The organism is Bacillus sp. AK124, assembly GCF_053903085.1.
Genome location: NZ_CP096378.1, coordinates 2786546 through 2810262, shown reverse-complemented (window position 1 = coordinate 2810262; position 23717 = coordinate 2786546). Strand labels below are relative to the sequence as shown.

Sequence of the window (23717 nt, the reverse complement as noted above, 5' to 3'; positions counted from 1 at the left end):
AATCGGAAACGATTTGGACCTTCATTTATTTTAAATAAGGGTTATATCCGTTGTCTTTTTTCAACATCCTCATTAAATTCGTCATTTTCAATTCGATGAACGGCTGGGCGACCGTTTTCACAAATCCGCTTGATAAGCAGAAGGTTAAAATCGCCGTGGCGATGATTAATAGCGTCAGACTTTGATAATCGGCAAGCCATTCTTCCGCTCCCGTTTTTCTGAACGACTTGATGATAAAGCCGTGCAGCAGATAGACATAAAATGTGCGCGTTCCCCACAGGGTAAAGAAATACCGCCTTTCAGGCACAAGCGCCATGAACGCGAACGTTGAAGCGAACGTGATGACGAGGAGCGCCACTCGGTTTAACCCGCTTTTTATCCCGACATCGCCGAATTCCGAATAGGGTTTGGACCCGAACAGCCAGGAGTAATCGAAGTCTACAAAAAAGTAGAAAACGAACGTTGCTGCTAAAACGGCTAGAGCGGCCTGCTTGCCTTTCCAGCCTCTCAGTATTTTAAAATGGTCTTTTTGCAAATAATAGCCCGCCAAAAAGACCGGGAAGAAAACAAACGTGCGGGACAGGCTGAGCGTGTTGCTGATCAAGTCGATATATCCGACAAGAACGGCGATCGCAAAGCTTGCGGCAAACGCCCATTTCGCCGGCAGTTTTGTGAATGGAAACAACAGGATATTCCAAAAGAACAGGCTCAGCAAAAACCAAAGCGACCATTGCGGTTCAATCGGATTTGCGGCCGTTAAGCTTTGATCATCGATAAAGGAATAAAACAGCGTATAGATTCCCTGGAAAATCAAATAAGGAACAATCAGCTTCCAGGCGATTTTTTTGACATAGCCGTGGCGGTTGAACCCTTTTGCAAAATAGCCTGATATGAGAATAAAAGCAGGCATATGAAACGTGTAAATAAATTTATAAATATGAAGCAGAGCATCATTATCATGAATATAGGACCTGATTATATGTCCGAATACGACGAGAAAAATTAATAGGAATTTTGCATTGTCGAAATAGCTGTCGCGCGAAGTCGCCATAACATCACCCTTTCACAAACATTTTCAGGAGACGCCGGTGCGGGAAGCGTCTGAACCCCGGAACATTCTTTCCGGAATGACGTCTTCCACCAGTCTGGCCTCATTTTAAAATTTTAAAATAGAAAGCATGTGTTTTCCTATGCATTAAGTCTTATTGTTAGGTCGATGTAATTGAACAGTAAGGAACTTTTATATCGTCATCTTCCTGTAAAATAGGCGGAAAGGTTGTAAAAGTTCGAAACAAATGAAGGAAGATTTTCCGGTTTGTAGAATAATTGGAGGACAGGTTTTCAAGAAGGAGTGTAATAAATGGAGGAAACTCTTGATTTGAATGAATCCTTAAATCTGCAAAACCAGCTGAACAGACTGAAGAAAGAGAACGCCAAGCTAAAAGCGGATTTGTATCAGTATGAGCTGCTGTTTAACGGGACGCTGGACGCTATTTTTATATTGGATAAACAGATGAACATCATCCAGGCGAATGATGCCGCCTGCAAAATTCTGCAAAGCCAAAAAAAGAATTTGCTGGACCGGTCGGCGCTCGACTTCCTGCACGCCGTCCCGCCGGATGAACTGAACCAGAGCATTCAACGCTTTTTGGAGCGGGGATATGCGAAAAAAGAAGTGGCCATCAGGCTTGACAACGGATCTGTCAAATATATCGAGTTTACTGCAAGCAAAGGAATCGGTGAAGACTGCTATTTTGTCGTCATGAGGGACATTTCATCGAAAAAAATATTGGAGCGGGAGCGCACCATTAATGAAAAGCTGTTTAAAGATTTGTTTCACCGCGCGGTTGAAGGAATCGTCATCTTTGATAAACAAGGCTGTTTCATCGATGCGAACCATTCGTTTTGCCAGAGCTTCGAAATTGAAAAAACAGAGCTTTCAAAACTGAAGCTGTCTCAATTCGTATCCCCTGAAAACAAGGGGCGGCTCGATAAAATCTGGAATGCTCTTTTCAGAAGAGGGAAAGCAAAAGGGGAGCTTCCTGTCCGGCTCAGATCAGGAGAAGACCGGCTGTTTGAGCTTACGATAACCTCGAACATTTTAAACGGCTTTTACATGTCGATTATGAGGGATATTACCGAGAAGCGCTCGATGGAAAAACAGCTGTTTAAAAGCGAAGAACGCTTTAGAGAAGTCTTTGAAAATGCGATGGATGCCATTATACTGATGAATAACGACGGCCGCATCGTCAAAGCGAACCAGTCGGCCTGCAAAATCTTCGAACTGCCGATGGAACAGCTTCTCAACAAGAAGATGACCGATTTTATTGATCAAACCGATCAGAGGTACCATGCCATTCAAAAGCAGTATGATCAAAAAGGGGAAATCCGGGCGGAACTGCTGTTTCGTATGGCAAACGGACAATATAAAGAGCTTGAGTTCACGTCAAAACGGATCATGTTCGACAGCCAGGACCTAACCATTTTAAGAAATGTCAGCGACAGAAAACGAATGGAACAAGAATTGCGGGAAAGCGAATTGAAGTTCAGAAAAGTATTCAACGGATCAATGGACGGAATCGTTCTTTTCAACAACCAGTACGACATTATCGATGCGAACCCCCTTGCCGGAAAAATTCTCAGCACCCCTCTTGAACAGCTGAAAACGTCCAATCTACTTGATGTCATCTCCGGCTATCATATAGAAAACGCAGCTTCTCCCGCTAAAACGATTTCCTTAGAAGAAATGGACAATGACATCCCATTCCTGCTGAGCGACCAAAAACGGATTCTTGAATTTTCATTTAAAAGAAATATCATTCAAAATATGAACTTGGCGATGCTCAGAGACGTGACAGAACGAAAAGAGCTTGAAGAGCGGCTCCGCAAGTCTGATACCCTTCACGTCGTCGGCGAACTCGCAGCCGGAATTGCCCATGAAATCCGCAACCCGATGACGGCGCTAAAAGGATTTATCCAACTGCTGAAAGGCAGCATCCAAAATGAGGATCACGCGCTTTACTTTAATGTCATCACATCAGAACTCAAAAGGATTGAATCGATTATTACGGAGTTTCTCATCCTTGCAAAACCGCAGGCGATTATGTATGAAGAAAAAAATATCGTCAAAATCATGCAGGACACAATGGATTTGCTGCACGCACAGGCAAACCTTGACAACGTTCAGATGCATCTGAAGTGCGAAGGCGGCATTCCGCTGATTTATTGCGAGCCGAATCAGCTGAAACAGGTATTTATCAACATTTTGAAAAATGCGATTGAAGTGATGCCTGACGGAGGCAACGTATATGTGTCGATCAAACCGAAAGGAGACGACCATATCATTATCTCGCTTGCTGACGAAGGAATCGGCATGACAGAAGACAAATTGAAGAGGCTCGGCGAACCTTTTTACACGACAAAAGAACGGGGCACTGGACTCGGGCTCATGGTCAGTTATAAAATTATTGAAGAGCATAATGGAAAAATCGAAGTTGAAAGTGAAGAAGGGAGAGGCACGACATTCCATCTGACTCTCCCGATCAGACAGCATCATGAGGAGGAGGCTTAATCGCATCGTGGGCTTTTATATTGAAATGACCTCGCCTTTTGGACAAGCTTACATTGTCGAGGAAAATCACCACATTACGCATTTGCTATTTGAAAAAGATGAACTAAAACAGCTCCAGCAAGACGGCTTGGAGCTTCGCCGGACCGAAACGGAATTGTTGAAGGAGGCAAAGCGCCAGCTCGAAGAATATTTCAGGGGGGAGCGGAAGACGTTCACCCTTCCTTTCCGCCAGGATGGAACCCCGTTTCAGAAAAAAGTGTGGGAGGTGCTGCAGTTGATCCCGTACGGTGAATCACGGAGCTATTTAGATATCGCGTGCGCCGTCGGGAATCCGAAAGCGGTTCGCGCAATCGGCCAGGCCAATAAAAGAAATGCGCTGCCGATTTTGATCCCGTGCCACCGTGTCATCGGCAAAAATCGTTCTTTAACGGGGTACTCCGGAAATGAAACGGATAAAAAAGCGGTGCTGCTCGACATCGAAAATATTGCGTATAAGGGAAAATAATATACGAGCACGCCGTTTCTTTTTTTCGTCAGCGACATATAATTTTATTAAGTTAAAAATGTTGGTCTTGGTAAAAAAGGAGGACGAATAAATGAAAACGAACCGCCCGAACAAAATAGCAGGATACGCGGAATTGTTCGTCAAGCTGCACGTGTTGACCGAAGAGCAGAAGAAAGACATCATCAAATCGATTAAAATCCGCTAAAGCGGCCTAAGTAAGGGCTTCAGCGGAAAACAGCGCTTCAATTTCTTCTTCAAACCTGTCTGTGATAATCCCTTTTTCCGTAATGATGCCAGAGATTAAATCGTGCGGCGTGATATCAAAAGCAGGGTTGAACACTGGCACCTCTTGCGGAGCTATTTGCGTTCCGTTTATCAGCCTGACTTCATCCGGATCGCGTTCTTCAATCGGAATGTTGTCGCCGCATGAAATCGAAACATCAAAAGTTGACAGGGGAGCGGCGATAAAAAACGGGATTTGAAAGGCTTTGGCGAGGATTGCCAAGCCGTATGTTCCGATTTTATTGGCTGTATCTCCGTTTCTCGCGATCCTGTCCGCTCCGACAATGACGGCTGAAATGTTTTTTTCTTTCATCGTATGGGCAGCCATGCTGTCTGTAATCAGCGTCACGTCAATTCCCCCCTGCATAAGCTCCCACGCCGTCAGGCGCGCCCCTTGCAGGACAGGCCTCGTTTCACAGGCATAAATATGAAGGTCGAGGTCCTTTGTTTTGGCAAGATAAAACGGGGAAAGGGCCGTACCGTACCTGCTTGTCGCAATCGAGCCGGCGTTGCAGATGGTCATGATGCTGTCACCCGATTTGAACAAATGCAGTGCATTCTGTCCGATTTGCCGGCACGTTTCTTCGTCTTCAACCTGGATCTGAATAGCTTCATGGATCAGATTTGTTTTTGCTTCATTGACCGATTTTGCGTCCTCCGCACTTTTTACCAGCCGATTGAGAGCCCAGGATAAATTGACGGCTGTCGGCCTTGCCTGATTGAGTTCATCTTTGATTTTTCCGAGTTCCACCAGAAACGCGGAAACGTCAGATGTATCGATGCTTTGTGCGCAAAGGGCGAGTCCGAAGGCGGCTGTAATGCCGATGGCAGGTGCCCCCCTCACTTTCAGCGTTTGAATCGCATCATAGACGTCTTCTTTTGTTGTGAGGTGCAGGTATTCCGTCTTTTCGGGAAGCTTTTGCTGGTTCAGAATTTTTACCGATGCTTCTTCCCATTCGACAGAGCGGGGCACCGCAAATTGTTCAGGCATGTCATTCACTCCTTAAGTGCGTTCCGAAACGCTTCAATCAAGTCTTTTGGCGTCCGGAAACCGCTGCGTTTTTCTATGAATGCTGCGCCTATTTTAAGGGCGAGCTTTTTTTGGCTGATTCTCCGGGAAAACGGAACGATTGTTTCAAGGTCCGCCACATGGGCAAGGCCGATCGTCCGGCGGATCATTTCGCAGCCGGCAAAGCCTGCTGCGTCTTCAAACGCCTGCTTCAGAACTGATTCAAGGCGTCCTTTCTCATTTTTGCAAGCGTCAAGAGCATCGTTTTCCCATGCTTCGCTGAATGTCCGGCTGAACGTATGCCAGACGGTCTCGACATGGCGGTATAAAGGAGCCCGCCTGTTTTCTTCGCGGGAAAGCGCGTGCAGCAGCAGGTTGGCGATAAACTGTCCAATGTCAAACCCGATCGGGCCGAAAAACGCAAATTCAGGGTCGATGATTTTCGTTTCGGCTTCTTCACTTGCGAAAATGCTGCCTGTATGAAGGTCGCCGTGGATCAGCGTTTCCTCTGCAGACAAAAAGCGCTGTTTCAGTTTTGCCGCTTCAATTTTTAATGCTTCATTGCGCCAAAGATCTTCCGCTTCATCGCGAAGCTCTTCTTCGAAATCGTTTGTCTCATGATCAAAGAAAGGGTCTGTGAACACAAGGCTTTCTGTAATATCGCACAGATCCGGATTCGTAAACTGCTTCACAAGCCGCCCTTTAACTGTTGGGTCAAGTGCATATTCAGACGAGTAAAAATGTGTTTTTCCAAGGAATTCTCCGATGTCTTCCGACAGGTGGGGATAATCCTTCCCGTCAATCAGTCCTTTTCTGGCGATTTCCAAGTGAGAAAGGTCTTCCAATACGGTAACGGCAAGCTCGGTGTCAGAATAGTACACGTTCGGGACAAGGTGCGGGACATGCTCGGCTTGGCGGATCAGCGCACTGCTTTCGATTCTCGCCCTGTCAAGCGACAGCGGCCAGCTTTCGCCGACGACTTTCGCATAAGGCACCGCCTGTTTGATGATCAGCCCTTTTTGCTGCTCTTTGTCATACACGCGGAAGACCAAATTCAAGTTTCCGTCCCCGATCTCCTGGCATGTCAGGGTGCTTTTGCTTGGAAAAAGCCCGAGGCGGACGGCCAGCGCGGCCGCGGAGCTTTCGGTCAAAGTTTCGTATGCTGCGGTTTTCGTTACGGTCATGTGTGATTCCCCCTAAATGTCGTTAACAATAAAAAAGCCTCTTTCTCATCGAGAGAAAGAGGCTGATTTGTCGCGTTCGCCTCTCTTATCTCTCAGAATTCAAAGTCTGATGGAATTAGCACCGTGCCCTAGCGGCGCAGAATTTCGCGCCCCATTTCACAATGGTATTACGGTCGGTTGCTGTTGGGGTCATTAGGCCAGTCCTTCACCCAACTCTCGATAAGAGAAATCAATATAAAATTTTGAAATTTCAGTTCGGTCAGTTGCTGAAAATGTTACCAGCATCTCAGTTTTCTTGTCAATACTTTTTTAATATAAATCTCTGCGAATGTCCTCAAAAACCGGAATTTGCCCCCGCGCTTTTTCAATGTCCCCGAGGTTGATTTCGGTCCTGATGACGGCTTCACCGCTCCCTGCTTCAGCGAGGGTGCGGCCGAGCGGATCAATGATGATGCTGTGGCCCGCAAATTCGTTTGCCGGGTCACTTCCCGCTCGGTTGCAGGCTGCGACAAAGCACTGATTTTCAATCGCTCTGGCTTTTAAAAGGCTTTGCCAGTGATCGAGGCGGGCGAGCGGCCATTCCGCCGATACAAAGATGATGCCCGCACCTTCCTTCGTATGTTTTCTGATCCATTCCGGGAAACGGATGTCGTAGCAGATAAACCCCGCAGCCGGGATCCCTTCAAGCTCGAAGCTCCCGTCGCCTGAGCCCGCTGACAAATAGAGGTGTTCGTCCATCAGCTGGAAAAGGTGAGCTTTGCTGTATTCTTTGATCAAATGTCCGTTTTTGTCTGCGATGTACATGATATTGTACACACCGCTTTTTTTCTTAACGGCGACAGAGCCGCATATGATATGGACACGGTTTGCTTTTGCCGTTTCCTGCAGCCATCTCTTCGTTTGCCTGCCTTCTTCATCTGCGATGGAGCCGAGATTTTTTAAATCATAACCCGTCGTCCACAGCTCGGGAAGGAGAAGAACATCCGCTTTTCGGCTTTCCTGTTCGATCAGCTGCTCCGCTTTTTTAAAATTTTCAGAAGGATTGCCGTATGCGATATCGAATTGCAGACATGAAATTGTCAGCTTCAATCTGGATCACCTCATTTTTTTCTTTACATTTTACATTTAACAATATATGATGATGGACTATCATTTCAAGAATTTTTCAAAAGCGGGTGAATCATATGAAATTTGAGCTTTCAGATGTGCTGAAACAGCTGCCTGAGCAGTTTTTCGCTTCCTTGGTGAAAAAGGTGAATGAAAAAATCGCCGCCGGCCATGATGTGATCAATCTCGGCCAGGGGAATCCCGATCAGCCGACACCTGATCACATCGTTGATACAATGGCGCAAGCCGTTCGCAACCCTGAAAACCATCAGTATTCCTCCTTTCGCGGCAGCCGTTCACTCAAGGAGGCGGCAGCCGCGTTCTATCGAAGGGAATACGGTGTAGAGCTCGATCCCGAACGCGAAGTCGCTGTATTGTTCGGCGGAAAAGCCGGTCTTGTCGAGCTTCCGCAATGTTTGTTAAATCCGGGGGATGCCGTGCTCGTTCCCGATCCCGGCTATCCCGACTACTGGTCGGGCGTTGAGCTGGCAAGAGCGAACATGGAAACGATGCCGCTTACAGCGGGCAATCAGTTTCTGCCTGACTACAGCCGGATTCCGAAGGAAGTGAAAGAAAAAGCGAAGCTCATGTATTTAAATTATCCAAACAATCCAACCGGTGCCCAAGCCACGCCTGTTTTTTTCGAAGAGACTGTCCGGTTTGCCAAGTCGAACGGAATTTGCGTCGTCCACGATTTTGCCTACGGTGCGATCGGCTACGACGGCAAGAGGCCTGTCAGCTTTCTCGAAACGGAGGGGGCAAAAGACACAGGAATCGAAATTTACACGCTTTCCAAAACGTATAATATGGCTGGATGGCGGGTCGGGTTTGCAGTTGGCAACGCCTCTGTGATCGAAGCGCTGAACCTTTATCAGGACCATATGTATGTCAGCCTTTTTAAAGCGGTCCAAGACGCCGCGGCAGTCGCGCTTCTATCAGACCAAGCGTGTGTCAAGGAGCAAAATGAGCGCTACGAAAAAAGGCGGGATGTATGGATTCGTGCGGTCCGTGAAATCGGTTGGCACGCGGATGCTCCGCAAGGTTCTTTTTTCGCCTGGATGCCTGTCCCTGACGGGTATACATCTGAGGCTTTTTACGATCTGCTTCTCGAAAAAGCGAATGTCGTCACAGCGCCCGGCATCGGCTTCGGCAAATACGGAGAAGGCTATGTGAGAGTCGGCCTCTTGACAAGCGAAGAGCGGCTCCGGGAAGCGGCTTCGCGCATTGCCAAGCTGAATATATTCAAAAAGACCGGCCACAGTCATTGACAACCGGGAAAAACGATGGGATAATTCAAAATAATTTATAAAATCAATATTCTTATCAAGAGCAGGCAGAGGGACAAGCCCGATGAAGCCCGGCAACCGACTTTTTAAGCACGGTGCTAATTCTTGCAGCTGACGCTGAGAGATAAGGATTCGAACCTGAAATGCGAAACCTCTTTTAGCTAAAGCAGCAAAAGAGGTTTTTTATATGCATGAAGCAGGAAGGAGCTACAGAATGAGTGAACTTTTGGCAACATATGTTTTGACAGATCAAGGATGTGACGCAAAAAAGCGGGCCGAGCAAATCGCGATCGGACTGACGGTCGGGTCGTGGACAGATCTGCCGCTCTTAAAGCAGGAACAGCTGAAAAAGCATAAAGGACGCGTCGTCAAGGTCGAAGAAACAGAAAGCGCGCTGGGGGAAAAACAGGCAACGGTCACCATCGCTTATCCGGAAGCCAATTTTACAAGCGACATTCCCGCTGTGCTGACGACCGTTTTTGGAAAGCTGTCTCTCGACGGAAAAATCAAATTGGCGGATTTGGAGTTTTCACAATCTTTTAAACGATCATTGCCGGGCCCGAAATTCGGCGTATACGGGATCCGGAAAAAAATCGGCGAATTTGAAAGGCCTCTGTTGATGAGCATTTTTAAAGGCGTCATCGGCCGCGATATGGAAGACTTGAAGGAACAGCTCAGACAGCAGGCGCTCGGCGGAGTGGATTTGATCAAGGACGATGAAATCTTATTCGAAACAGGCAGTGCCCCCTTTGAAAAACGAATCACGGAAGGAAAAAAAGTGCTTGAGGCAGCTTTTGAAGAAACAGGGCGCAAAACGCTGTATGCCGTCAACCTGACGGGTAGGACAATGGAGCTGAAATCGAAGGCGAGAAAAGCAGCCGAGCTCGGAGCCGATGTGTTGCTGCTGAATGTGTTTGCCTACGGGCTCGATGTTTTGCAAAGCCTTGCGGAAGACGACGACATCCCGCTGCCGATCATGGCGCACCCGGCAGTAAGCGGCGCACTCACTTCGTCGCCGCATTACGGTTTTTCCCATTCGCTTTTGCTCGGCAAGCTCAACCGGTATGCGGGTGCTGATTTCGGCCTGTTCCCTTCACCGTACGGAAGCGTTGCTCTGCCGAAGCAGGATGCGCTTGCCATATATGATGAATGCACGAAGGAAGACGTTTTTAAACCGACATTCGCCGTTCCGTCGGCCGGTATTCACCCCGGCATGGTGCCGCTCTTGATGAAAGACTTCGGCATTGACCATATCATCAACGCAGGCGGGGGGATTCACGGTCATCCAAACGGAGCGGCAGGCGGAGGAAGAGCGTTTCGGGCGATCATTGATGCCGTCCTGGAAGCGGAGCCAGTCGAAGAAAAAGCAAAGCGTTCTCCCGATTTGAAGCTCGCCCTTGAAAAATGGGGAAGGGTTGAGGTTTCCGTATGAAGCAGCCGCTTATCATTTGCGATTTTGACGGAACCATTACAACGAACGACAACATCATCAGCATTATGAAACAATTTGCTCCAGAAGAGTGGCTCGCTTTAAAAGACGGGGTTCTGTCCAGGGACATATCGATTAAGGACGGGGTCGGCAAAATGTTTCAATTGCTGCCGACAAGCCTGAAGGAGGACATTATGGGATATGTACTGAAACAAGCCGAGATCCGCCCCGGGTTTACAGAGTTTGTCTCTTTCCTGGATGAGCAGGGTCTTCCGTTTTACGTCGTGAGCGGAGGGATGGACTTTTTCGTCTATCCACTGCTTGAAGGCATTGTCGAAAAGGAACGCATTTACTGCAATGAGGCCGACTTTTCAGGGCGCAATATCGAGATCCGCTGGCCGTATCCGTGTGACGGCAGCTGCGGAAATGAATGCGGCTGCTGCAAGCCTTCTATCATCCGCCGGCTGAAAGGCCGGGACGATTTTGTTGTCATGATCGGGGACTCTGTTACAGATGTTGAAGCTGCCAAATGTTCCGATTTGTGCATCGCGCGCGATTATTTGCTGCGGGAATGTGAGGGACTCGGCCTGAGGCATGCGGGATTCGGCGATTTCCGTGATGTAAAGCGAATACTTGAAGAGACCGCGGAGGTGAAAGAATGGACCCTGAGCAAAAATGGCACGAACTTGCCGAGGTAAAAAAAGAGCTTGCGGAAAGGGATTGGTTCCCTGCGACAAGCGGCAATCTGTCAATCAAAGTATCAGAAGACCCGCTGCGATTTCTCATCACAGCAAGCGGAAAAGATAAGCGAAAAGCATCCGCGGAGGATTTTCTGTTGGCGGACGAAGAGGGGAGACCGGCGGAGACCGGACATACGCTGAAACCGTCAGCGGAGACGCTGCTGCACACCCGTGTCTATCAAAATACAAACGCGGGCTGCTGTCTTCACGTCCATACGATTGACAACAATGTCATCTCAGAGCTTTACGCAAAAGAAAAGCAAGCGACATTCAGAGGCCAGGAAATCATAAAGGCGCTCGGTCTTTGGGAGGAAAATGCGGAGGTTGCGATCCCGATTATCGAAAACAGCGCTCATATTCCGGATTTGGCGGCGGATTTTGCCGGACACCTTTCAGGCGATTCAGGGGCAGTGCTGATTCGCAGCCACGGCATTACCGTCTGGGGAAAAACGGCATTTGAGACAAAGCGGATGCTTGAAGCGTATGAATTCCTGTTCAGCTGGCATTTAAAACTGAAAGCTTTGCAGGCTTACCACGTTAATTAAAAAGGGGGAGAAAGCATGGCGACAATTCGAATCCATGATGAACAAAACACGACCATTGAAAAGCAGGAAGAAGTAGAACAATTTCTAAAGGGGCAGGAGGTCATTTATGAAAAATGGGATATCACAAAGCTGCCGGCCGGCTTAAAAGAAAAATACGATTTGACCGATGAAGAGAAACAGGAGATTTTAGACGTCTTTGCCGCTGAAATCAAAGACATTTCAGAACGCCGCGGCTATAAAGCGAGCGATGTCATCTCGCTTTCCGACCAAAATCCGAAACTCGATGAGCTCTTGAAAAATTTCAAACAGGAACATCATCATACAGACGATGAAGTCAGATTTATCGTCAGCGGCCACGGCATCTTTGCGATAGAAGGAAAAGACGGCACATTTTTTGATGTCCTCTTAAATCCGGGAGATTTGATCTCCGTTCCTGAAAACACCCGCCATTATTTCACGCTTCAGGAAGACCGAAAAGTCGTGGCTGTCAGAATCTTTGTGACGACAGAGGGCTGGGTGCCGATTTATGAGAAAGAGAGTGTGAGCCGATAATGAAAAAGCGTCCGTGTGGACGCTTTTTTATTTGTTTCTGTCATAAAGGGCCTTGATGTGGCCTTCATGAAAGGAGAGATGCTGTTTTTCATTTTGATAGTATTGAAGACGGTCAAATACAGAGCCGGTGTGAAGCTCGAACTTATGGCCGTCCGGATCTGAGAAATAAATTGAATCTTTGTCGCCTTCATGCCGTTTTCTGCCCTTTAGCACGTTTACACCTAAATCGCATAATTTCTTTTCCCAGAACGGCAAATCTTCCTGTTGAATCGAAAAGGCGATATGGGTGTAAGAGTCATGGATTTCCTGTCTCTTAATGTCTTTCTCTTCGTTTAATGCGAGCCAGATGCCGTTCAGGTCAAAATAAGCGGTTTTCTCGGCCTTTACGAGCCACTTGGCATCAAACACCTTTTCATAGAATGAAATAGAGACGGACAGGTCAGAGACTGAAAACAAGAGATGATTGATACCGAGAATATTATTGTTTGCCATTGCCGTTTATTCCTCCCGTTAGATGTATTTCAAATCCGTCCAGCTCTTTGGTGATTTGCCTGAATAGAAAAGCGAGCACAGCCGCGTCATCAAGCCAGCCGACACCTGCGAGAACATCGGGAATCAAATCGATCGGAGACAGCACATAAATCAATGCCAGCGCGGCCAGTAAAATCGTTTTTTTCGGGAATAAGGGGAAGTCTCCCTTTCTCCAGGCTCTAAATGCCTTGAAAAACAATAAGAGGCCTGAATACGCTTCTTTCACGGCAAAGATGGTTCGGAGCCTTGACACTGGTTTTTTCATCATTTAGACCTCCTTCAATCCTCATGAACTCTTTTAAAGGTGTTTGCCGTATTTCATCGATGGGTATTACACCTTTAATTCCACAATTCTATTATACTCGATTTCAAAATAATTTTTTGAGAAATAGGTTTACAAAATAAGTATAATCTGTAATAATGCTCAAGTACGCAAAATCTGGATGGTTCTAAGAAACGATATGTCGGTAAGGGGTGAAGCGTATGCAAAATTATGTTGAAAAAGAAGCATTGCTCGTTTCCATCAGCAAGAAGCGGCAAATGATGGTTGAAGCCGCTGAAATCTATGGATTTACAGGGGATGAAACGATCAGGCGGAGCCAGGAGCTGGATCAATTAATTTATGAATATCAAAAACTGTCTATGAATGAAAATGCGTCGGACCATCTGCTGCAGGATTTTTTAGGCTGCATCGACTGTCTGACCGTTGAAAAATATACGGCATAGTGACTGAACGAAAAAGAGCTGCCGTGAAAGGCAGGCTCTTTGCAGGAACGGGGAAGCCTCAGTCAACCTGTTCCTTTGAAGTCGGCAGCGTAATCGTTACAGTCGTTCCTTTATGCTGTTCGCTTTCGATCTGAATGGTTCCCCCGTACATGGAAATGATGCGCTTGCACACGACAAGGCCGAGTCCGGTTCCCTTTTCCTTTGACGTGACAAAAGGCTGGAAAATACTCTCCATCATTTCTTTTGGAATGCCTTCTCCGATATCCTTCACAATAATTTGCGCCTTCTCTTGATGATGTTCGATTTGAATGAGCAGCTTTCCGCCGTTTTTCATCGATTCAAGAGCATTTTTGGCGACGTTCAAGACAACCTGCTTAATATGATCTTTTTTACAATACACATAAGCCGGGTCTTCTCCATAGTCTTGAAATTCCACTTCCACATTATATAAATTTGCCTCAGAATGAATAATCGGCATGATTTCGTCAATCATTTCATTCATGGCGTTAAGCTGCCACTGCTCTGCCGTCGGCTTTCCGAGCACGAGAAACTCGCTGACAATCTGGTTGATCCTCCGGATTTCCTGGTCGATGATTGAGAAATACATTTGATCTTCTTTTGATTGATATTTTTTTTGCAGGAGCTGGATAAAGCCGCTGATACCTGTCAGCGGGTTTCTGATTTCATGAGCGGTGCTCGCTGCCAGGGTGCCGATTAATTCGAGCTTCTGGGCTTCATTTTGGGCGCGCTCCTGCTTGGTCCGCCGCTTCAGCAGCACATACTGGAGCATGAGGAACATAATATTCAGCAGAATGAAAATACTTAAAAATGACAGCAGAAGACTGTGAACGATTTCATCAAGCTGGACCGGTTCCGGATAAACTTCAAGCTTCCAGTCGATCTGATCCAAAAAAGCATCGACGGTGCCGCCGTCCGGCTTCTCAGGAGGAGAATGGCCTGCTGTAAAGACAATCTGATTCTTCTGGTTGAGAATTTTGATATAAAGCTCAGGGCTCAGGACATTCATGATATTTTTCAGATAATCGACGCGGATCGAAGCCAGCAGAAAATTTGTCGTTCTGCCTTCGCTGTCATAGACAGGAGTAAAAATATTCAGCTCCAGCCTGTCCGACACTGTATGTATATCGTCTGTGATCACGGATTTCTTTGATTTTTCCGCTTTTTGCAGAATGTTCTTGTATGAAACCTTCTTTTTTTCTTTGACGGGAGACGTGCTCACCATGACATCGCCGTCTTTATTTAAAAGGTATAAAGCCGAAAAACGCGGTTCTTTTTTATACGTTTCCGTCAGGATTCGTTTGATATGCTGCTCATTAACAGGGTGGTTGAGGGCCGTGGCAAGGGAGCTGAGCCTTGCTTCTGTTTCGCCGATCAGGTAGTTGATTTGGTTGCGGTGAATATTGAGCATGAGAGTCGCAGTCTGACGGTGCTTTTCAGTGATATTTTCTCGTTCTTGTTCGTATACAAAAAAGCTTATAATGAAGGCGGGGATCATTACCAAGATCAAATAAAGCCTGACTTTCTTCCATAGATTTTTCAAATTGCGCATATTTTTACTCTCTCCCAATCGATACAGGAATAGGGGTATTATATCACTAGTGAGAGCCGATTTATAGAAAAGATAACCAATACCGTGAAAATAGGACACAATACCGGGGAATTTCCGGATATATCTATTTGATGTTCGATTCCTACTCATCATAACATGGTTTGAATGTTAACAGTTGACATTTTCCTCATAGTTTATTAATGTTTTCCTGTAGTTGTTTCTTTGGAGATGAGAGATATGAGTAATAGAGAACAGGAACAGTCCTTGAAATTATTTATTGTATTATCTCGAGCGTACAGATCCATTAATGATCATATGAATAAACATATTCATCATCATGGTCTGAATCCAACCGAGTTTGCCGTTTTAGAACTCCTCTATCATAAAGGGGATCAGCCCCTTCAGCAAATAGGGGATAAGATTCTACTGGCGAGCGGGAGTATTACATATGTGGTTGACAAGCTTGAGCAAAAGGAGCTGATCGCGAGAAGAGCCTGTGCGACCGACCGCAGGGTGACCTATGCGCAAATTACAGATAAAGGCACCAAGCTCCTGGAGAAGATTTTTCCGGGTCATGCAGAAGAGCTTCACCACATGATCAGCGTGTTAAGCGATGAGGAGAAAGAAGCCTGCATCGAAATGCTGAAAAAAGTCGGACTGAACGCAAGAAATATTTATAAGGGCAAAGAATAAGGAAGCTGCCAAAAGGCAGCTTCCTATTCTTTTTTATTCAAGTTTTCCTGGCCGATCGGCAGGATGAGGATTTCAACGCGTCTGTTTTTCCTTCTTCCTTCTTCGGTGTCATTTGAAGCGATCGGTTTAAATTCTCCGTAGCCTTTCGCGCTGAATATCTTGGCGTCAAGCTTGGGATTTTCGATTAAAAGCCCCATGAAATTGACTGCCCGCATCACGCTTAAATGCCAATTTGATTTAAATTGAGAATTTCGAATCGGCACATTGTCCGTATGTCCGCTGATTACGATATTGCGGGGCGGATTCAAGACGAGAAGGTCGGATACTTCCTTGGCCAGCGGAATGTCCTGCTGGCGGATCTCCGCTTTTCCGGAATCAAAAAAGATATTATCCTCGATGGAAAGGAGGAGGCCTTCGTCTGTCAGCTTCGTATTGACCTGTTTTTCAAGACTTTTCTCTTTAATAAACCGGTTGACCTGCTCCTGAATTTTTTTCAGCGACTGCTTGTCTTTTTCTTTTTGATCTTGAGAGAGATCTTTTGCTTGGTCAGGGCTTTTTCCATCTTCGGTTGTGCTCGTTTTCGGCTCGGTGAAGCTGGAATAATCCATCATTCCTGTTCCGCCGGTAAATACGGCATTGAATGATTTAGACAGCATATCAAACTTCTTGGCGTCGATCGAGCTCATGGCAAACAGTACGATGAACAAGGCCAAAAGCAGTGTCAGCAGGTCGGCATATGGGATGAGCCAAGACTCATCCACGTGTTCTTCATGGTCTTTTTTGTGCTTCTTTTTTCTAGCCATTGCTGCTGTCTCCTTTGTCTCCTTCTGGGATGACGATGCTGGAGCGTTCGCTTGGAGAGACATACATCAAAAGCTTTTGTTCAATGACTTTTGGCGCTTGGCCTTCCAAGATCGAAAGGATGCCTTCAATCATGACTTCGCGGACTTTGACTTCCTGTTTGGATTTCCGCTTTAATTTATTGGCAAAAGGATGCCATAGTACATATCCGGTGAAGATCCCGAGAAGGGTCGCGACAAAAGCGGCGCTGATCGCATGTCCAAGCGCTTCAGTGTCGCTCATATCCGCAAGCGCTGCGATCAGTCCGACAACAGCGCCCAAAACGCCGAGTGTCGGCGCGTATGTGCCCGCCTGGGTAAAAATGCCCGCTCCGACTTGATGTCTTTCTTCCATTGCTTCAACTTCTTCAGTTAAAACGTCCCTGATAAATTCGGCACTTTGGCCGTCTACTGCCATGCTCATGCCGTTTTTCAAAAATTCATCATCGATCTCATTCAAATTTGCTTCCAAAGCGAGAAGTCCTTCACGTCTTGCGATTTGCGCCCACTCGGAAAACATCGGGATCAATTCGTTGATTTCGATCATCTTCTTCTCTTTGAACAAGATGCCGAAGAGTTTGGGAACCTTTTTGATCTCGCGGATTGGAAAAGCGATCACAACTGCTGCGATTGTCCCGACAAGGATGATCAGCCATGCCGCGGGATTGACGAGAACGGAAGGGCTGACACCTTTCATGACCATGCCGACACCTACTCCGATGATAGCTAAGATGATTCCAATTAACGATGTTTTGTCCATTTTTTCACCAATTCCTTTAACTAACTTTTCTATCGTTAATATCGGTGTTGCGTGATAGGAACTTTAGGGTGTTTCTTAAATTGTTTCAAAATCATGGTGAAAAGGGACTTTAGGGTTATTTAATGTTAAAAAATAGAATTTTTGTGATCCTTACGTTGTATGTAAAGCGGCCTCCGCAATCGGAGGCCGTTATGTGTGTTATGCGGTTGGTTTCACCAAGATTTCATCGTTTTCAACGATAACCGCAAAACCGTTGATATGTTCTTCTTCAAGCAGCAGATCGGTCATTTGATCTTCGACTGCTGTTTGAATGGTTCGTCTTAATGGGCGGGCGCCGAAGGCCGGATGGTATCCGATTTCAGCAATTTTTTCTTTTGCTTCATCTGAAACTTCAAGCGTCATGTTTTGCTCTTTTAACGTTTCTTCAAGCTCTTCCAGCAAGAGAGTGACGATCTTGACCAGATCTTCTTTTTCGAGCGGCTGGAACTCGATGATGCTGTCAAATCTGTTCAGGAATTCCGGCTTAAAGTAGCTGCTTAGGGAATCGATCATTGATTGTTCGCCCATTACTTGTTCTTCCCGGTTAAAACCGACGGTTGTCCGCTTTTCAGATACTCCGGCATTGCTTGTCATAATGATGACGGTATCTTTAAAGCTGACCGTCCGTCCCTGGCTGTCTGTCAGACGTCCGTCTTCCATGATTTGCAGGAACATGTGCTGAACATCGGGATGGGCTTTTTCGATTTCATCAAGCAAAACGATGCTGTACGGGTTCCTCCGGACTTTTTCGGTGAGCTGTCCGGCTTCTTCGTGGCCGACATATCCAGGAGGTGAACCGATCAGCTTCGATACGGCGTGTTTTTCCATGTATTCGCTCATATCGAGGCGGATGACGGCATCCTTCGTGCCGAACAGTTCTTCCGCAAGCCTTTTAGAAAGTTCTGTTTTACCGACTCCTGTCGGGCCGACGAACAGGAATGAACCGACTGGCCTGTTTTTTGATTTCAGGCCGGCGCGGCTTCTTTTGACGGCTTTTGCCACTTTTTTTACCGCTTCTTTTTGACCGATCACGCGGCTTGAAAGGTTTGCTTCAAGCTCTTTCATTTTCTTCTGATCGTCGTGCTGAAGCTTGCCGACCGGAATGCCGGTTTTTTGTTCGATGATCGCTTGAATGTCTTCCGCTTTAACGGTTGCCCGTTTTTCTTCCGCATGGTTTTCCATTTTTTTGTGCAGTGCTTCTTCTTCATCGCGGAGCTTTGCTGCAAGCTCATAGTTTTCTTCCTGCAGCGCTTTAGCTTTTTCCGCTTCGATTTCTTTCAGGCGTTGGGAAGCTTGTTCACCGCTGACCGTGTCGATTTTCAAGTTCGCTTTTGAACCGGCTTCATCCAAAAGGTCGATCGCCTTATCGGGAAGATGACGGTCCTGAATATAGCGGCTAGACAGAACGACGCAGGCTTTGATCGCTTCATCCGTGTAAGTTACATCATGATACGCTTCGTATTTTTCTTTCAGCCCGTTTAAAATCGCCGCGGTCTGCTCAATTGTCGGTTCATGCACCATGATAGGCTGGAAGCGCCGCTCTAATGCTGCATCTTTTTCGATTTGGCGATATTCTTTCAACGTCGTCGCGCCGATGACTTGCAGTTCGCCTCTGGCAAGCGCAGGTTTTAAAATGTTGCTGGCGTCCATGGAGCCTTCGGCAGAGCCTGCTCCGACAAGAAGGTGAATTTCGTCAATAAACAAGACCGCGTTTTTGCGTTCTTTCAGCTCTTTCATCAGCTGTTTCATTCTTTCTTCAAATTGTCCTCTGATGCCGGTGTTTGCTACGAGGGAAGCGACATCAAGCAGGTAGAGTTCTTTGTTTTTCAATTTGTTTGGAACATCGCCTTCGGCGATTTTGAGAGCAAGTCCTTCAGCAACGGCTGTTTTACCAACGCCCGGTTCACCGATTAAGACAGGGTTGTTTTTATTTCTGCGGTTTAAGATCTCGATTACACGGGCCACTTCATCATCGCGGCCGATCACCGGATCGAGCAAGCCTGTCTTTGCGGCATTCGTTAAATTGACGGCAAGTTCATCGAGCAAGCCTTTTTTGGCAGCGGTTTGCGTCTGCGCTTGTGATGGCTGGCTGAAGAAAGAACCTCCGCCGCCCAAAAAATGATTTCCTGAAAACATAGAAGGCTGAGTCAGCTCTTTATAGCAGTCTTCACATAAATCCATTTGTTTTTTTGTAAAGTTGATTTGCATGTTCAGGCGAATCGTCGCCTCATTTTTTTGACAATGTTGACAACGCATTTGCCAAAACCCCCTTTATTGAATTTGACCTTTTTTGACCAATTGACTTTGAAAAAATGGTCTTCAGTTTGACCATTTCTGACTATTAGTATACATTGACCTTCTTTGACTTTCAAGTTCTATGCTTTTTCCTTTTTGTTCCTGAATGAGAAGTTGTCCTTCTTTTTAAAGGACATGGCTCATATGGTGTAGAAAGGGAATTCGTTTACGGAGGAGTCGTATGAGTCAATCACATGGATCAGCCTTTCAGCTGGCATTTGTTTATGTAGGAACAGTCGTGGGAGCCGGATTTGCAACCGGAAGAGAAATCGTCGAGTTTTTTTTAAGATTCGGCTGGCCGGGATTGGCCGGAATTTTGATCAGCGGACTGATGTTTACATTTCTCGGCGCAAAAATGATGCTGATTGCGGTCAGAATCAATGCCAAATCTTATCAGGAGCTGAATCAATATTTATTCGGCCATACGCTCGGGAAATTTGTCAATGTCTTCATGCTCGTGATTTTGCTCGGGGTGACGTCTGTCATGCTGTCCGGAGCGGGGGCGATATTTGAGGAGCAGCTCGGCTTTTCAAACCAAGCGGGGATGATTGCGACGATTGCCTTGAGTCTGTTTGTCATGATGAAGGGCGTCAAAGGGATATTCGGCGTCAATGTCATTGTCGTTCCGCTGCTGCTCCTGTTCACAGTCATCGTCCTGTTTGATTCGTTTATTTTCAGAGGGCCGGAGATCCACAATTTGGCGGCATTCTCGGCGGCAAAACCCGATTGGATTTTATCCGCTGTTTCGTACGGCGCTTTTAATTTGTCGCTCGCACAGGCGGTTCTCGTGCCGATCGCTTCTGAACTGAAATCTGAGCGGCTCATTATAAAAGGAGCATTAATCGGAGGGTGTCTGCTTACCCTTGTGTTGATCGCGAGCTTTCTGTCTCTTTCAACATTGCCTGATGTCCTTTTATACGAAGTTCCGATGGCACAGGTCGTATTCATTGTCCAGCATTCTGTCCATATCATCTATCTGTTTATCATTTTCGGGGAAGTCTTCACATCGGTCATCGGCAATTTATATGGTCTTGAAAAGCAGATTAATGAATATCTTCATATGAAAAGCCTGTATGTATTTATGTTCATCCTGCTGACAATCTACTTGACGGGACAAATCGGCTACGGAAAGCTGATATCGACCATTTATCCTTTGTTCGGCCAGCTGAGCCTCGTCTTTATTTTCTTTTTGATCGTCAAAAGGGTGCCTGAGCGTTGAATGGCAGGCATTGCACTTGGCGAAACGTGCGATTTGTGATAAGATGGCGAAGGAAAATTGAAACAAAATCCGCTTGAAACTGCGGGAGAGGTTCTAGCAAAACCCTCTATAAAAAACTAAGGAAAGCTGTATCCTTGGGGTATGGCCTTTTTTATTGTTTTTTTGCTAGAGCACCTTTCTCACAGAGAAAGGTGTTTTTTCGTTTAAATATCAGTGAATCTCTTCTTTTATGAAATGCTGACGAAAAGCGGAGAAGGAGGAATTATGAAACAGGAAAAAGCGATCGTCGTATTCAGCGGCGGTCAGGACAGTACGACTTGCCTTTTGTGGGCGCTTCGGCAATTTCAGGAGGTGGAAGCGGTCACCTTCCAATATAATCAGCGGCACCGGGAGGAAATCGAAGTCGCGAAAAAGATCGCTGAAAAGCTTGGCGTCAAGCATCACCTTCTTGATATGGAACTGTTAAATCAGCTCGCGCCGAATGCTTTGACAAGGGATGATATCGAGATTGAGGCGAAAGAAGGCGAACTTCCGTCCACTTTTGTTCCGGGACGCAACCTCGTGTTTTTATCGTTCGCTTCGATCCTCGCCTACCAGGTCGGCGCGCGGCACATCATAACAGGCGTATGTGAGACGGATTTCAGCGGCTATCCGGATTGCCGGGATGAGTTCGTCAAATCCTGCAATGTCACTGTCAACTTGGCGATGGAGCGCCCGTTTGTCATCCACACGCCGCTGATGTGGCTGAACAAGGCGGAAACGTGGGAGCTCGCCGATGAGCTTGATGCGCTTGATTTCGTGAAAAACGAGACGCTGACGTGCTACAACGGAATCATTGCCGACGGCTGCGGCGAATGCCCGGCCTGCAAGCTTCGGGCGAATGGCTACAATGAATATATGAAAATGAAAAAGGAGCGAGCTTAACAGTGCTTACACAAATTTACCCGCAACCAAGCCATCCTTACTCTTTTGAACTAAATAAAGATATGCAGATGTCAGCCGCGCATTTTATTCCGAGAGAGGATGCGGGCGCATGCAGCAGAGTCCACGGCCATACGTATACAATCAATATCACGATTGCCGGGGATGAATTGAATGAATCAGGATTCCTTGTCAACTTCAGCACCATTAAAAAATTGATCCACGGGGAATACGATCATACGCTTTTAAATGACCATCAGGAATTTTCGGGTGAAAGCGCGGATCAGATCCCCTCGACAGAAGTGGTGGCGAAAACGATTTACGATAAAACAGAGGCTTATTTGAAAGATCTCAAAAACCGTCCGCATTGCGTTCAGGTGTTTGTCAGGGAAACGCCGACAAGCTATGTCGTCTACCGTCCGAAACCGGGTGTTCACAATGGCTAAGCCGATTCCCGTACTTGAAATTTTCGGTCCGACGGTTCAGGGAGAGGGGATGGTCATCGGGCAAAAGACGATGTTTGTCAGAACAGCCGGCTGCGACTATTCGTGCAGCTGGTGCGATTCAGCTTTTACCTGGGACGGTTCGGCGAAAAAAGACATCAAATGGATGACCGCGGAAGAAGTATACGAATCTCTTAAAGACATCGGCGGAAACGCCTTCTCACACGTTACGATTTCAGGAGGCAACCCGGCGCTTTTAAAACAGCTGGACGGATTGATTTCCCTTTTAAAAGAAAACGGTATACGGACAGCGCTTGAGACGCAAGGGACGTTTTATCAAGACTGGTTTGCCGGAATCGATGATTTAACAATTTCGCCAAAGCCGCCGAGCTCCAATATGAAAACCGATTTTAACAAGCTTGATCATATTGTTGAAAAACTGAAAGAGCACGGCCGGGCGGCAGCGGCAAGTTTGAAGGTCGTCATATTCACGGGGGAAGACCTTCAATTTGCAAAGCAAGTTCACCAGCGTTATCCCGATGTCCCGTTCTTTCTCCAAGTCGGAAATGACGACGTTCATACAGAAGACCAAGAGCGGCTCGTCGAACGGCTGCTTCAAAAGTATGAACAGCTGGTAGAAGCGGTCACGCGCGACCCTGAATTGAACCGCGTCCGCGTTCTCCCGCAGCTCCACACCCTGATCTGGGGTAACAAACGAGGCGTTTGATTGAAGAAAGGAAGATGAATGATGACCACAAGAAAAGATTCAGAACTCGAAGGCGTAACCCTTCTTGGAAATCAAGGCACCAATTATTTGTTTGACTATTCTCCGGAAGTGCTTGAGTCTTTCCCGAATAAACACGAAAACAGGGACTATTTCGTGAAATTCAACTGCCCTGAATTCACATCCCTGTGCCCGAAAACCGGACAGCCCGATTTTGCCACGATCTATATCAGCTACATCCCTGATAAAAAAATGGTAGAAAGCAAGTCTTTGAAACTGTATCTCTTCAGTTTCCGAAATCACGGCGATTTTCACGAAGACTGCATGAACATCATCATGAACGATTTAATTGAGCTGATGGATCCGCGCTACATCGAAGTCTGGGGCAAATTCACCCCGAGAGGCGGAATCTCGATCGACCCGTACACAAACTACGGCAAGCCCGGTACAAAGTATGAAAAAATGGCCGAGTATCGGATGATGAATCATGATCTGTATCCGGAGACGATTGATAATCGGTAAGAGGTGCATCGCTGTGTGACCGAGACGCGTATTGTTACGCGTCTTTTTTGTTCGAAATTTCCACGAACAATTACAGCGTATTGGTCGAATGCTAGTCCGGGTATATGAAATACGATTCGAATTGTTAATTGAAGGGTAAAGAGGAGGAAACTTCGTCGTCACTCGCCTCGTTAACGTCTCCGCTTGTCAGTTCGTCGTTAACTGCGAATGCTCTAGCGTTCGGTA

General features: G+C 46.6%; 25 protein-coding genes and 3 riboswitches. Of the genes, 15 read left to right on the top strand and 10 right to left on the bottom strand.

Annotated features, from left to right (window positions below):
* Positions 1-25: 25 nt before the first annotated feature.
* Positions 26-1051, bottom strand: coding sequence for an acyltransferase family protein (locus M1E06_RS14085; protein WP_025810280.1), 1026 nt, complete (start codon positions 1049-1051; stop codon positions 26-28).
* A 309-nt stretch (positions 1052-1360) separates the two neighbouring features.
* Here M1E06_RS14085 and M1E06_RS14080 point away from each other — a divergent pair, with 309 nt between their 5' ends.
* From M1E06_RS14080 to M1E06_RS14070, 3 genes are all read left to right on the top strand, one after another.
* Positions 1361-3571 carry a PAS domain-containing sensor histidine kinase gene (locus M1E06_RS14080; protein ID WP_020451133.1) on the top strand — a complete coding sequence of 737 codons (2211 nt, stop codon included), beginning with the start codon at positions 1361-1363 and terminating at the stop codon, positions 3569-3571.
* A 7-nt stretch (positions 3572-3578) separates the two neighbouring features.
* Positions 3579-4076, top strand: a complete 498-nt coding sequence (locus tag M1E06_RS14075) for a methylated-DNA--[protein]-cysteine S-methyltransferase (RefSeq protein WP_023857320.1) — start codon at positions 3579-3581, stop codon at positions 4074-4076.
* 91 nt (positions 4077-4167) lie between these two features.
* Positions 4168-4281 (top strand): hypothetical protein, encoded by a 114-nt coding sequence (locus tag M1E06_RS14070; RefSeq protein ID WP_023857319.1) that lies wholly within the window; start codon positions 4168-4170, stop codon positions 4279-4281.
* Positions 4282-4287: 6 nt separating this feature from the next.
* On the opposite strand, the gene mtnA is transcribed toward M1E06_RS14070, so the two are convergent.
* The 3 genes from mtnA to M1E06_RS14055 all read right to left on the bottom strand — a co-directional run bounded on the left by mtnA (position 4288) and on the right by M1E06_RS14055 (position 7640).
* Positions 4288-5349 (bottom strand): S-methyl-5-thioribose-1-phosphate isomerase, encoded by a 1062-nt coding sequence (gene mtnA / locus M1E06_RS14065; RefSeq protein WP_079289242.1) that lies wholly within the window; start codon positions 5347-5349, stop codon positions 4288-4290.
* A 5-nt stretch (positions 5350-5354) separates the two neighbouring features.
* Entirely contained in the window at positions 5355-6551 is a 1197-nt protein-coding gene (gene mtnK, locus M1E06_RS14060; RefSeq protein WP_035338874.1) for an S-methyl-5-thioribose kinase, read from the bottom strand.
* Positions 6552-6633: 82 nt separating this feature from the next.
* A riboswitch (SAM riboswitch) is annotated at positions 6634-6777 on the bottom strand.
* A gap of 83 nt (positions 6778-6860) precedes the next feature.
* On the bottom strand, positions 6861-7640 hold the full coding sequence (locus M1E06_RS14055) for a carbon-nitrogen family hydrolase (protein WP_020451137.1): 780 nt from the start codon (positions 7638-7640) through the stop codon (positions 6861-6863).
* A 95-nt stretch (positions 7641-7735) separates the two neighbouring features.
* On the opposite strand from M1E06_RS14055, the gene M1E06_RS14050 reads away from it, so the two are divergent.
* The 5 genes from M1E06_RS14050 to M1E06_RS14030 all read left to right on the top strand — a co-directional run bounded on the left by M1E06_RS14050 (position 7736) and on the right by M1E06_RS14030 (position 12210).
* The gene (locus M1E06_RS14050; RefSeq protein ID WP_145654217.1) at positions 7736-8926 is read left to right on the top strand and encodes a pyridoxal phosphate-dependent aminotransferase; all 1191 of its coding nucleotides are present in this window, start codon (positions 7736-7738) and stop codon (positions 8924-8926) included.
* Positions 8927-8975: 49 nt separating this feature from the next.
* Positions 8976-9075: riboswitch (SAM riboswitch) on the top strand.
* An 83-nt stretch (positions 9076-9158) separates the two neighbouring features.
* Positions 9159-10376: a 2,3-diketo-5-methylthiopentyl-1-phosphate enolase gene (gene mtnW, locus M1E06_RS14045; protein ID WP_216904271.1), complete on the top strand. Its 1218-nt coding sequence runs from the start codon at positions 9159-9161 to the stop codon at positions 10374-10376.
* Positions 10373-11071, top strand: a complete 699-nt coding sequence (gene mtnX / locus M1E06_RS14040; RefSeq protein ID WP_103749028.1) for a 2-hydroxy-3-keto-5-methylthiopentenyl-1-phosphate phosphatase — start codon at positions 10373-10375, stop codon at positions 11069-11071. Before mtnW ends, mtnX begins: the two co-directional genes overlap by 4 nt.
* On the top strand, positions 11032-11658 hold the full coding sequence (locus M1E06_RS14035; RefSeq protein WP_023857315.1) for a methylthioribulose 1-phosphate dehydratase: 627 nt from the start codon (positions 11032-11034) through the stop codon (positions 11656-11658). Before mtnX ends, M1E06_RS14035 begins: the two co-directional genes overlap by 40 nt.
* 15 nt (positions 11659-11673) lie before the next feature.
* Complete coding sequence (locus tag M1E06_RS14030; RefSeq protein ID WP_020451142.1) at positions 11674-12210, top strand: 1,2-dihydroxy-3-keto-5-methylthiopentene dioxygenase; 537 nt, start codon at positions 11674-11676, stop codon at positions 12208-12210.
* A gap of 27 nt (positions 12211-12237) precedes the next feature.
* Here M1E06_RS14030 and fosB read toward each other — a convergent pair whose 3' ends face one another.
* Together fosB and M1E06_RS14020 are read right to left on the bottom strand one after the other, a co-directional pair.
* Positions 12238-12702: a metallothiol transferase FosB gene (gene fosB, locus M1E06_RS14025; protein WP_026579806.1), complete on the bottom strand. Its 465-nt coding sequence runs from the start codon at positions 12700-12702 to the stop codon at positions 12238-12240.
* Positions 12689-13009, bottom strand: coding sequence for a YkvA family protein (locus M1E06_RS14020; RefSeq protein WP_020451144.1), 321 nt, complete (start codon positions 13007-13009; stop codon positions 12689-12691). The genes fosB and M1E06_RS14020 overlap by 14 nt, the downstream gene beginning before the upstream one ends.
* A 215-nt stretch (positions 13010-13224) precedes the next feature.
* On the opposite strand from M1E06_RS14020, the gene M1E06_RS14015 reads away from it, so the two are divergent.
* Positions 13225-13467 carry an aspartyl-phosphate phosphatase Spo0E family protein gene (locus tag M1E06_RS14015; protein WP_020451145.1) on the top strand — a complete coding sequence of 81 codons (243 nt, stop codon included), beginning with the start codon at positions 13225-13227 and terminating at the stop codon, positions 13465-13467.
* A 58-nt stretch (positions 13468-13525) separates the two neighbouring features.
* Here M1E06_RS14015 and M1E06_RS14010 read toward each other — a convergent pair whose 3' ends face one another.
* Complete coding sequence (locus tag M1E06_RS14010; RefSeq protein WP_023857312.1) at positions 13526-15037, bottom strand: PAS domain-containing sensor histidine kinase; 1512 nt, start codon at positions 15035-15037, stop codon at positions 13526-13528.
* Positions 15038-15274: 237 nt separating this feature from the next.
* On the opposite strand from M1E06_RS14010, the gene M1E06_RS14005 reads away from it, so the two are divergent.
* The gene (locus M1E06_RS14005) at positions 15275-15730 is read left to right on the top strand and encodes a MarR family winged helix-turn-helix transcriptional regulator (RefSeq protein WP_020451147.1); all 456 of its coding nucleotides are present in this window, start codon (positions 15275-15277) and stop codon (positions 15728-15730) included.
* Positions 15731-15753: 23 nt separating this feature from the next.
* On the opposite strand, the gene motB is transcribed toward M1E06_RS14005, so the two are convergent.
* The 3 genes from motB to M1E06_RS13990 all read right to left on the bottom strand — a co-directional run bounded on the left by motB (position 15754) and on the right by M1E06_RS13990 (position 19624).
* Complete coding sequence (gene motB / locus M1E06_RS14000) at positions 15754-16533, bottom strand: flagellar motor protein MotB (protein ID WP_020451148.1); 780 nt, start codon at positions 16531-16533, stop codon at positions 15754-15756.
* Positions 16526-17329 carry a flagellar motor stator protein MotA gene (gene motA / locus M1E06_RS13995; protein ID WP_020451149.1) on the bottom strand — a complete coding sequence of 268 codons (804 nt, stop codon included), beginning with the start codon at positions 17327-17329 and terminating at the stop codon, positions 16526-16528. The genes motB and motA overlap by 8 nt, the downstream gene beginning before the upstream one ends.
* Positions 17330-17527: 198 nt before the next feature.
* Positions 17528-19624 carry an ATP-dependent Clp protease ATP-binding subunit gene (locus M1E06_RS13990; protein ID WP_216904273.1) on the bottom strand — a complete coding sequence of 699 codons (2097 nt, stop codon included), beginning with the start codon at positions 19622-19624 and terminating at the stop codon, positions 17528-17530.
* A gap of 220 nt (positions 19625-19844) precedes the next feature.
* Between M1E06_RS13990 and M1E06_RS13985 the strand changes: the two genes are divergently transcribed.
* The 5 genes from M1E06_RS13985 to queF all read left to right on the top strand — a co-directional run bounded on the left by M1E06_RS13985 (position 19845) and on the right by queF (position 23492).
* On the top strand, positions 19845-20882 hold the full coding sequence (locus M1E06_RS13985; protein ID WP_020451151.1) for a YkvI family membrane protein: 1038 nt from the start codon (positions 19845-19847) through the stop codon (positions 20880-20882).
* A gap of 81 nt (positions 20883-20963) precedes the next feature.
* A riboswitch (PreQ1 riboswitch) is annotated at positions 20964-21008 on the top strand.
* Positions 21009-21146: 138 nt separating this feature from the next.
* On the top strand, positions 21147-21806 hold the full coding sequence (queC, locus tag M1E06_RS13980) for a 7-cyano-7-deazaguanine synthase QueC (protein ID WP_020451152.1): 660 nt from the start codon (positions 21147-21149) through the stop codon (positions 21804-21806).
* Positions 21807-21808: 2 nt separating this feature from the next.
* A complete protein-coding gene (gene queD / locus M1E06_RS13975) occupies positions 21809-22249 on the top strand; it encodes a 6-carboxytetrahydropterin synthase QueD (protein WP_020451153.1) in 441 nt (146 codons plus the stop codon).
* Positions 22242-22973: a 7-carboxy-7-deazaguanine synthase QueE gene (gene queE / locus M1E06_RS13970; protein WP_020451154.1), complete on the top strand. Its 732-nt coding sequence runs from the start codon at positions 22242-22244 to the stop codon at positions 22971-22973. Before queD ends, queE begins: the two co-directional genes overlap by 8 nt.
* 21 nt (positions 22974-22994) lie before the next feature.
* Complete coding sequence (queF, locus tag M1E06_RS13965) at positions 22995-23492, top strand: preQ(1) synthase (RefSeq protein WP_009328607.1); 498 nt, start codon at positions 22995-22997, stop codon at positions 23490-23492.
* Positions 23493-23717: the final 225 nt, after the last annotated feature.

What these genes read in the sequence shown, in the direction of transcription:
- M1E06_RS14015 (WP_020451145.1), top strand. Translation starts at nt 13,225, where the DNA reads ATGCAAAATTATGTTGAAAAAGAAGCATTGCTCGTTTCCATCAGCAAG.
- motA (WP_020451149.1), bottom strand. Translation starts at nt 17,329, where the DNA reads ATGGACAAAACATCGTTAATTGGAATCATCTTAGCTATCATCGGAGTA.
- M1E06_RS14085 (WP_025810280.1), bottom strand. Translation starts at nt 1,051, where the DNA reads ATGGCGACTTCGCGCGACAGCTATTTCGACAATGCAAAATTCCTATTA.
- mtnW (WP_216904271.1), top strand. Translation starts at nt 9,159, where the DNA reads ATGAGTGAACTTTTGGCAACATATGTTTTGACAGATCAAGGATGTGAC.
- queF (WP_009328607.1), top strand. Translation starts at nt 22,995, where the DNA reads ATGACCACAAGAAAAGATTCAGAACTCGAAGGCGTAACCCTTCTTGGA.
- mtnA (WP_079289242.1), bottom strand. Translation starts at nt 5,349, where the DNA reads ATGCCTGAACAATTTGCGGTGCCCCGCTCTGTCGAATGGGAAGAAGCA.
- M1E06_RS14035 (WP_023857315.1), top strand. Translation starts at nt 11,032, where the DNA reads ATGGACCCTGAGCAAAAATGGCACGAACTTGCCGAGGTAAAAAAAGAG.
- mtnK (WP_035338874.1), bottom strand. Translation starts at nt 6,551, where the DNA reads ATGACCGTAACGAAAACCGCAGCATACGAAACTTTGACCGAAAGCTCC.
- mtnX (WP_103749028.1), top strand. Translation starts at nt 10,373, where the DNA reads ATGAAGCAGCCGCTTATCATTTGCGATTTTGACGGAACCATTACAACG.
- fosB (WP_026579806.1), bottom strand. Translation starts at nt 12,702, where the DNA reads ATGGCAAACAATAATATTCTCGGTATCAATCATCTCTTGTTTTCAGTC.
- M1E06_RS14010 (WP_023857312.1), bottom strand. Translation starts at nt 15,037, where the DNA reads ATGCGCAATTTGAAAAATCTATGGAAGAAAGTCAGGCTTTATTTGATC.
- queE (WP_020451154.1), top strand. Translation starts at nt 22,242, where the DNA reads ATGGCTAAGCCGATTCCCGTACTTGAAATTTTCGGTCCGACGGTTCAG.
- M1E06_RS14005 (WP_020451147.1), top strand. Translation starts at nt 15,275, where the DNA reads ATGAGTAATAGAGAACAGGAACAGTCCTTGAAATTATTTATTGTATTA.
- M1E06_RS14070 (WP_023857319.1), top strand. Translation starts at nt 4,168, where the DNA reads ATGAAAACGAACCGCCCGAACAAAATAGCAGGATACGCGGAATTGTTC.
- queC (WP_020451152.1), top strand. Translation starts at nt 21,147, where the DNA reads ATGAAACAGGAAAAAGCGATCGTCGTATTCAGCGGCGGTCAGGACAGT.
- M1E06_RS14080 (WP_020451133.1), top strand. Translation starts at nt 1,361, where the DNA reads ATGGAGGAAACTCTTGATTTGAATGAATCCTTAAATCTGCAAAACCAG.
- M1E06_RS14050 (WP_145654217.1), top strand. Translation starts at nt 7,736, where the DNA reads ATGAAATTTGAGCTTTCAGATGTGCTGAAACAGCTGCCTGAGCAGTTT.
- M1E06_RS14030 (WP_020451142.1), top strand. Translation starts at nt 11,674, where the DNA reads ATGGCGACAATTCGAATCCATGATGAACAAAACACGACCATTGAAAAG.
- M1E06_RS14020 (WP_020451144.1), bottom strand. Translation starts at nt 13,009, where the DNA reads ATGATGAAAAAACCAGTGTCAAGGCTCCGAACCATCTTTGCCGTGAAA.
- motB (WP_020451148.1), bottom strand. Translation starts at nt 16,533, where the DNA reads ATGGCTAGAAAAAAGAAGCACAAAAAAGACCATGAAGAACACGTGGAT.
- M1E06_RS13985 (WP_020451151.1), top strand. Translation starts at nt 19,845, where the DNA reads ATGAGTCAATCACATGGATCAGCCTTTCAGCTGGCATTTGTTTATGTA.
- M1E06_RS13990 (WP_216904273.1), bottom strand. Translation starts at nt 19,624, where the DNA reads ATGCGTTGTCAACATTGTCAAAAAAATGAGGCGACGATTCGCCTGAAC.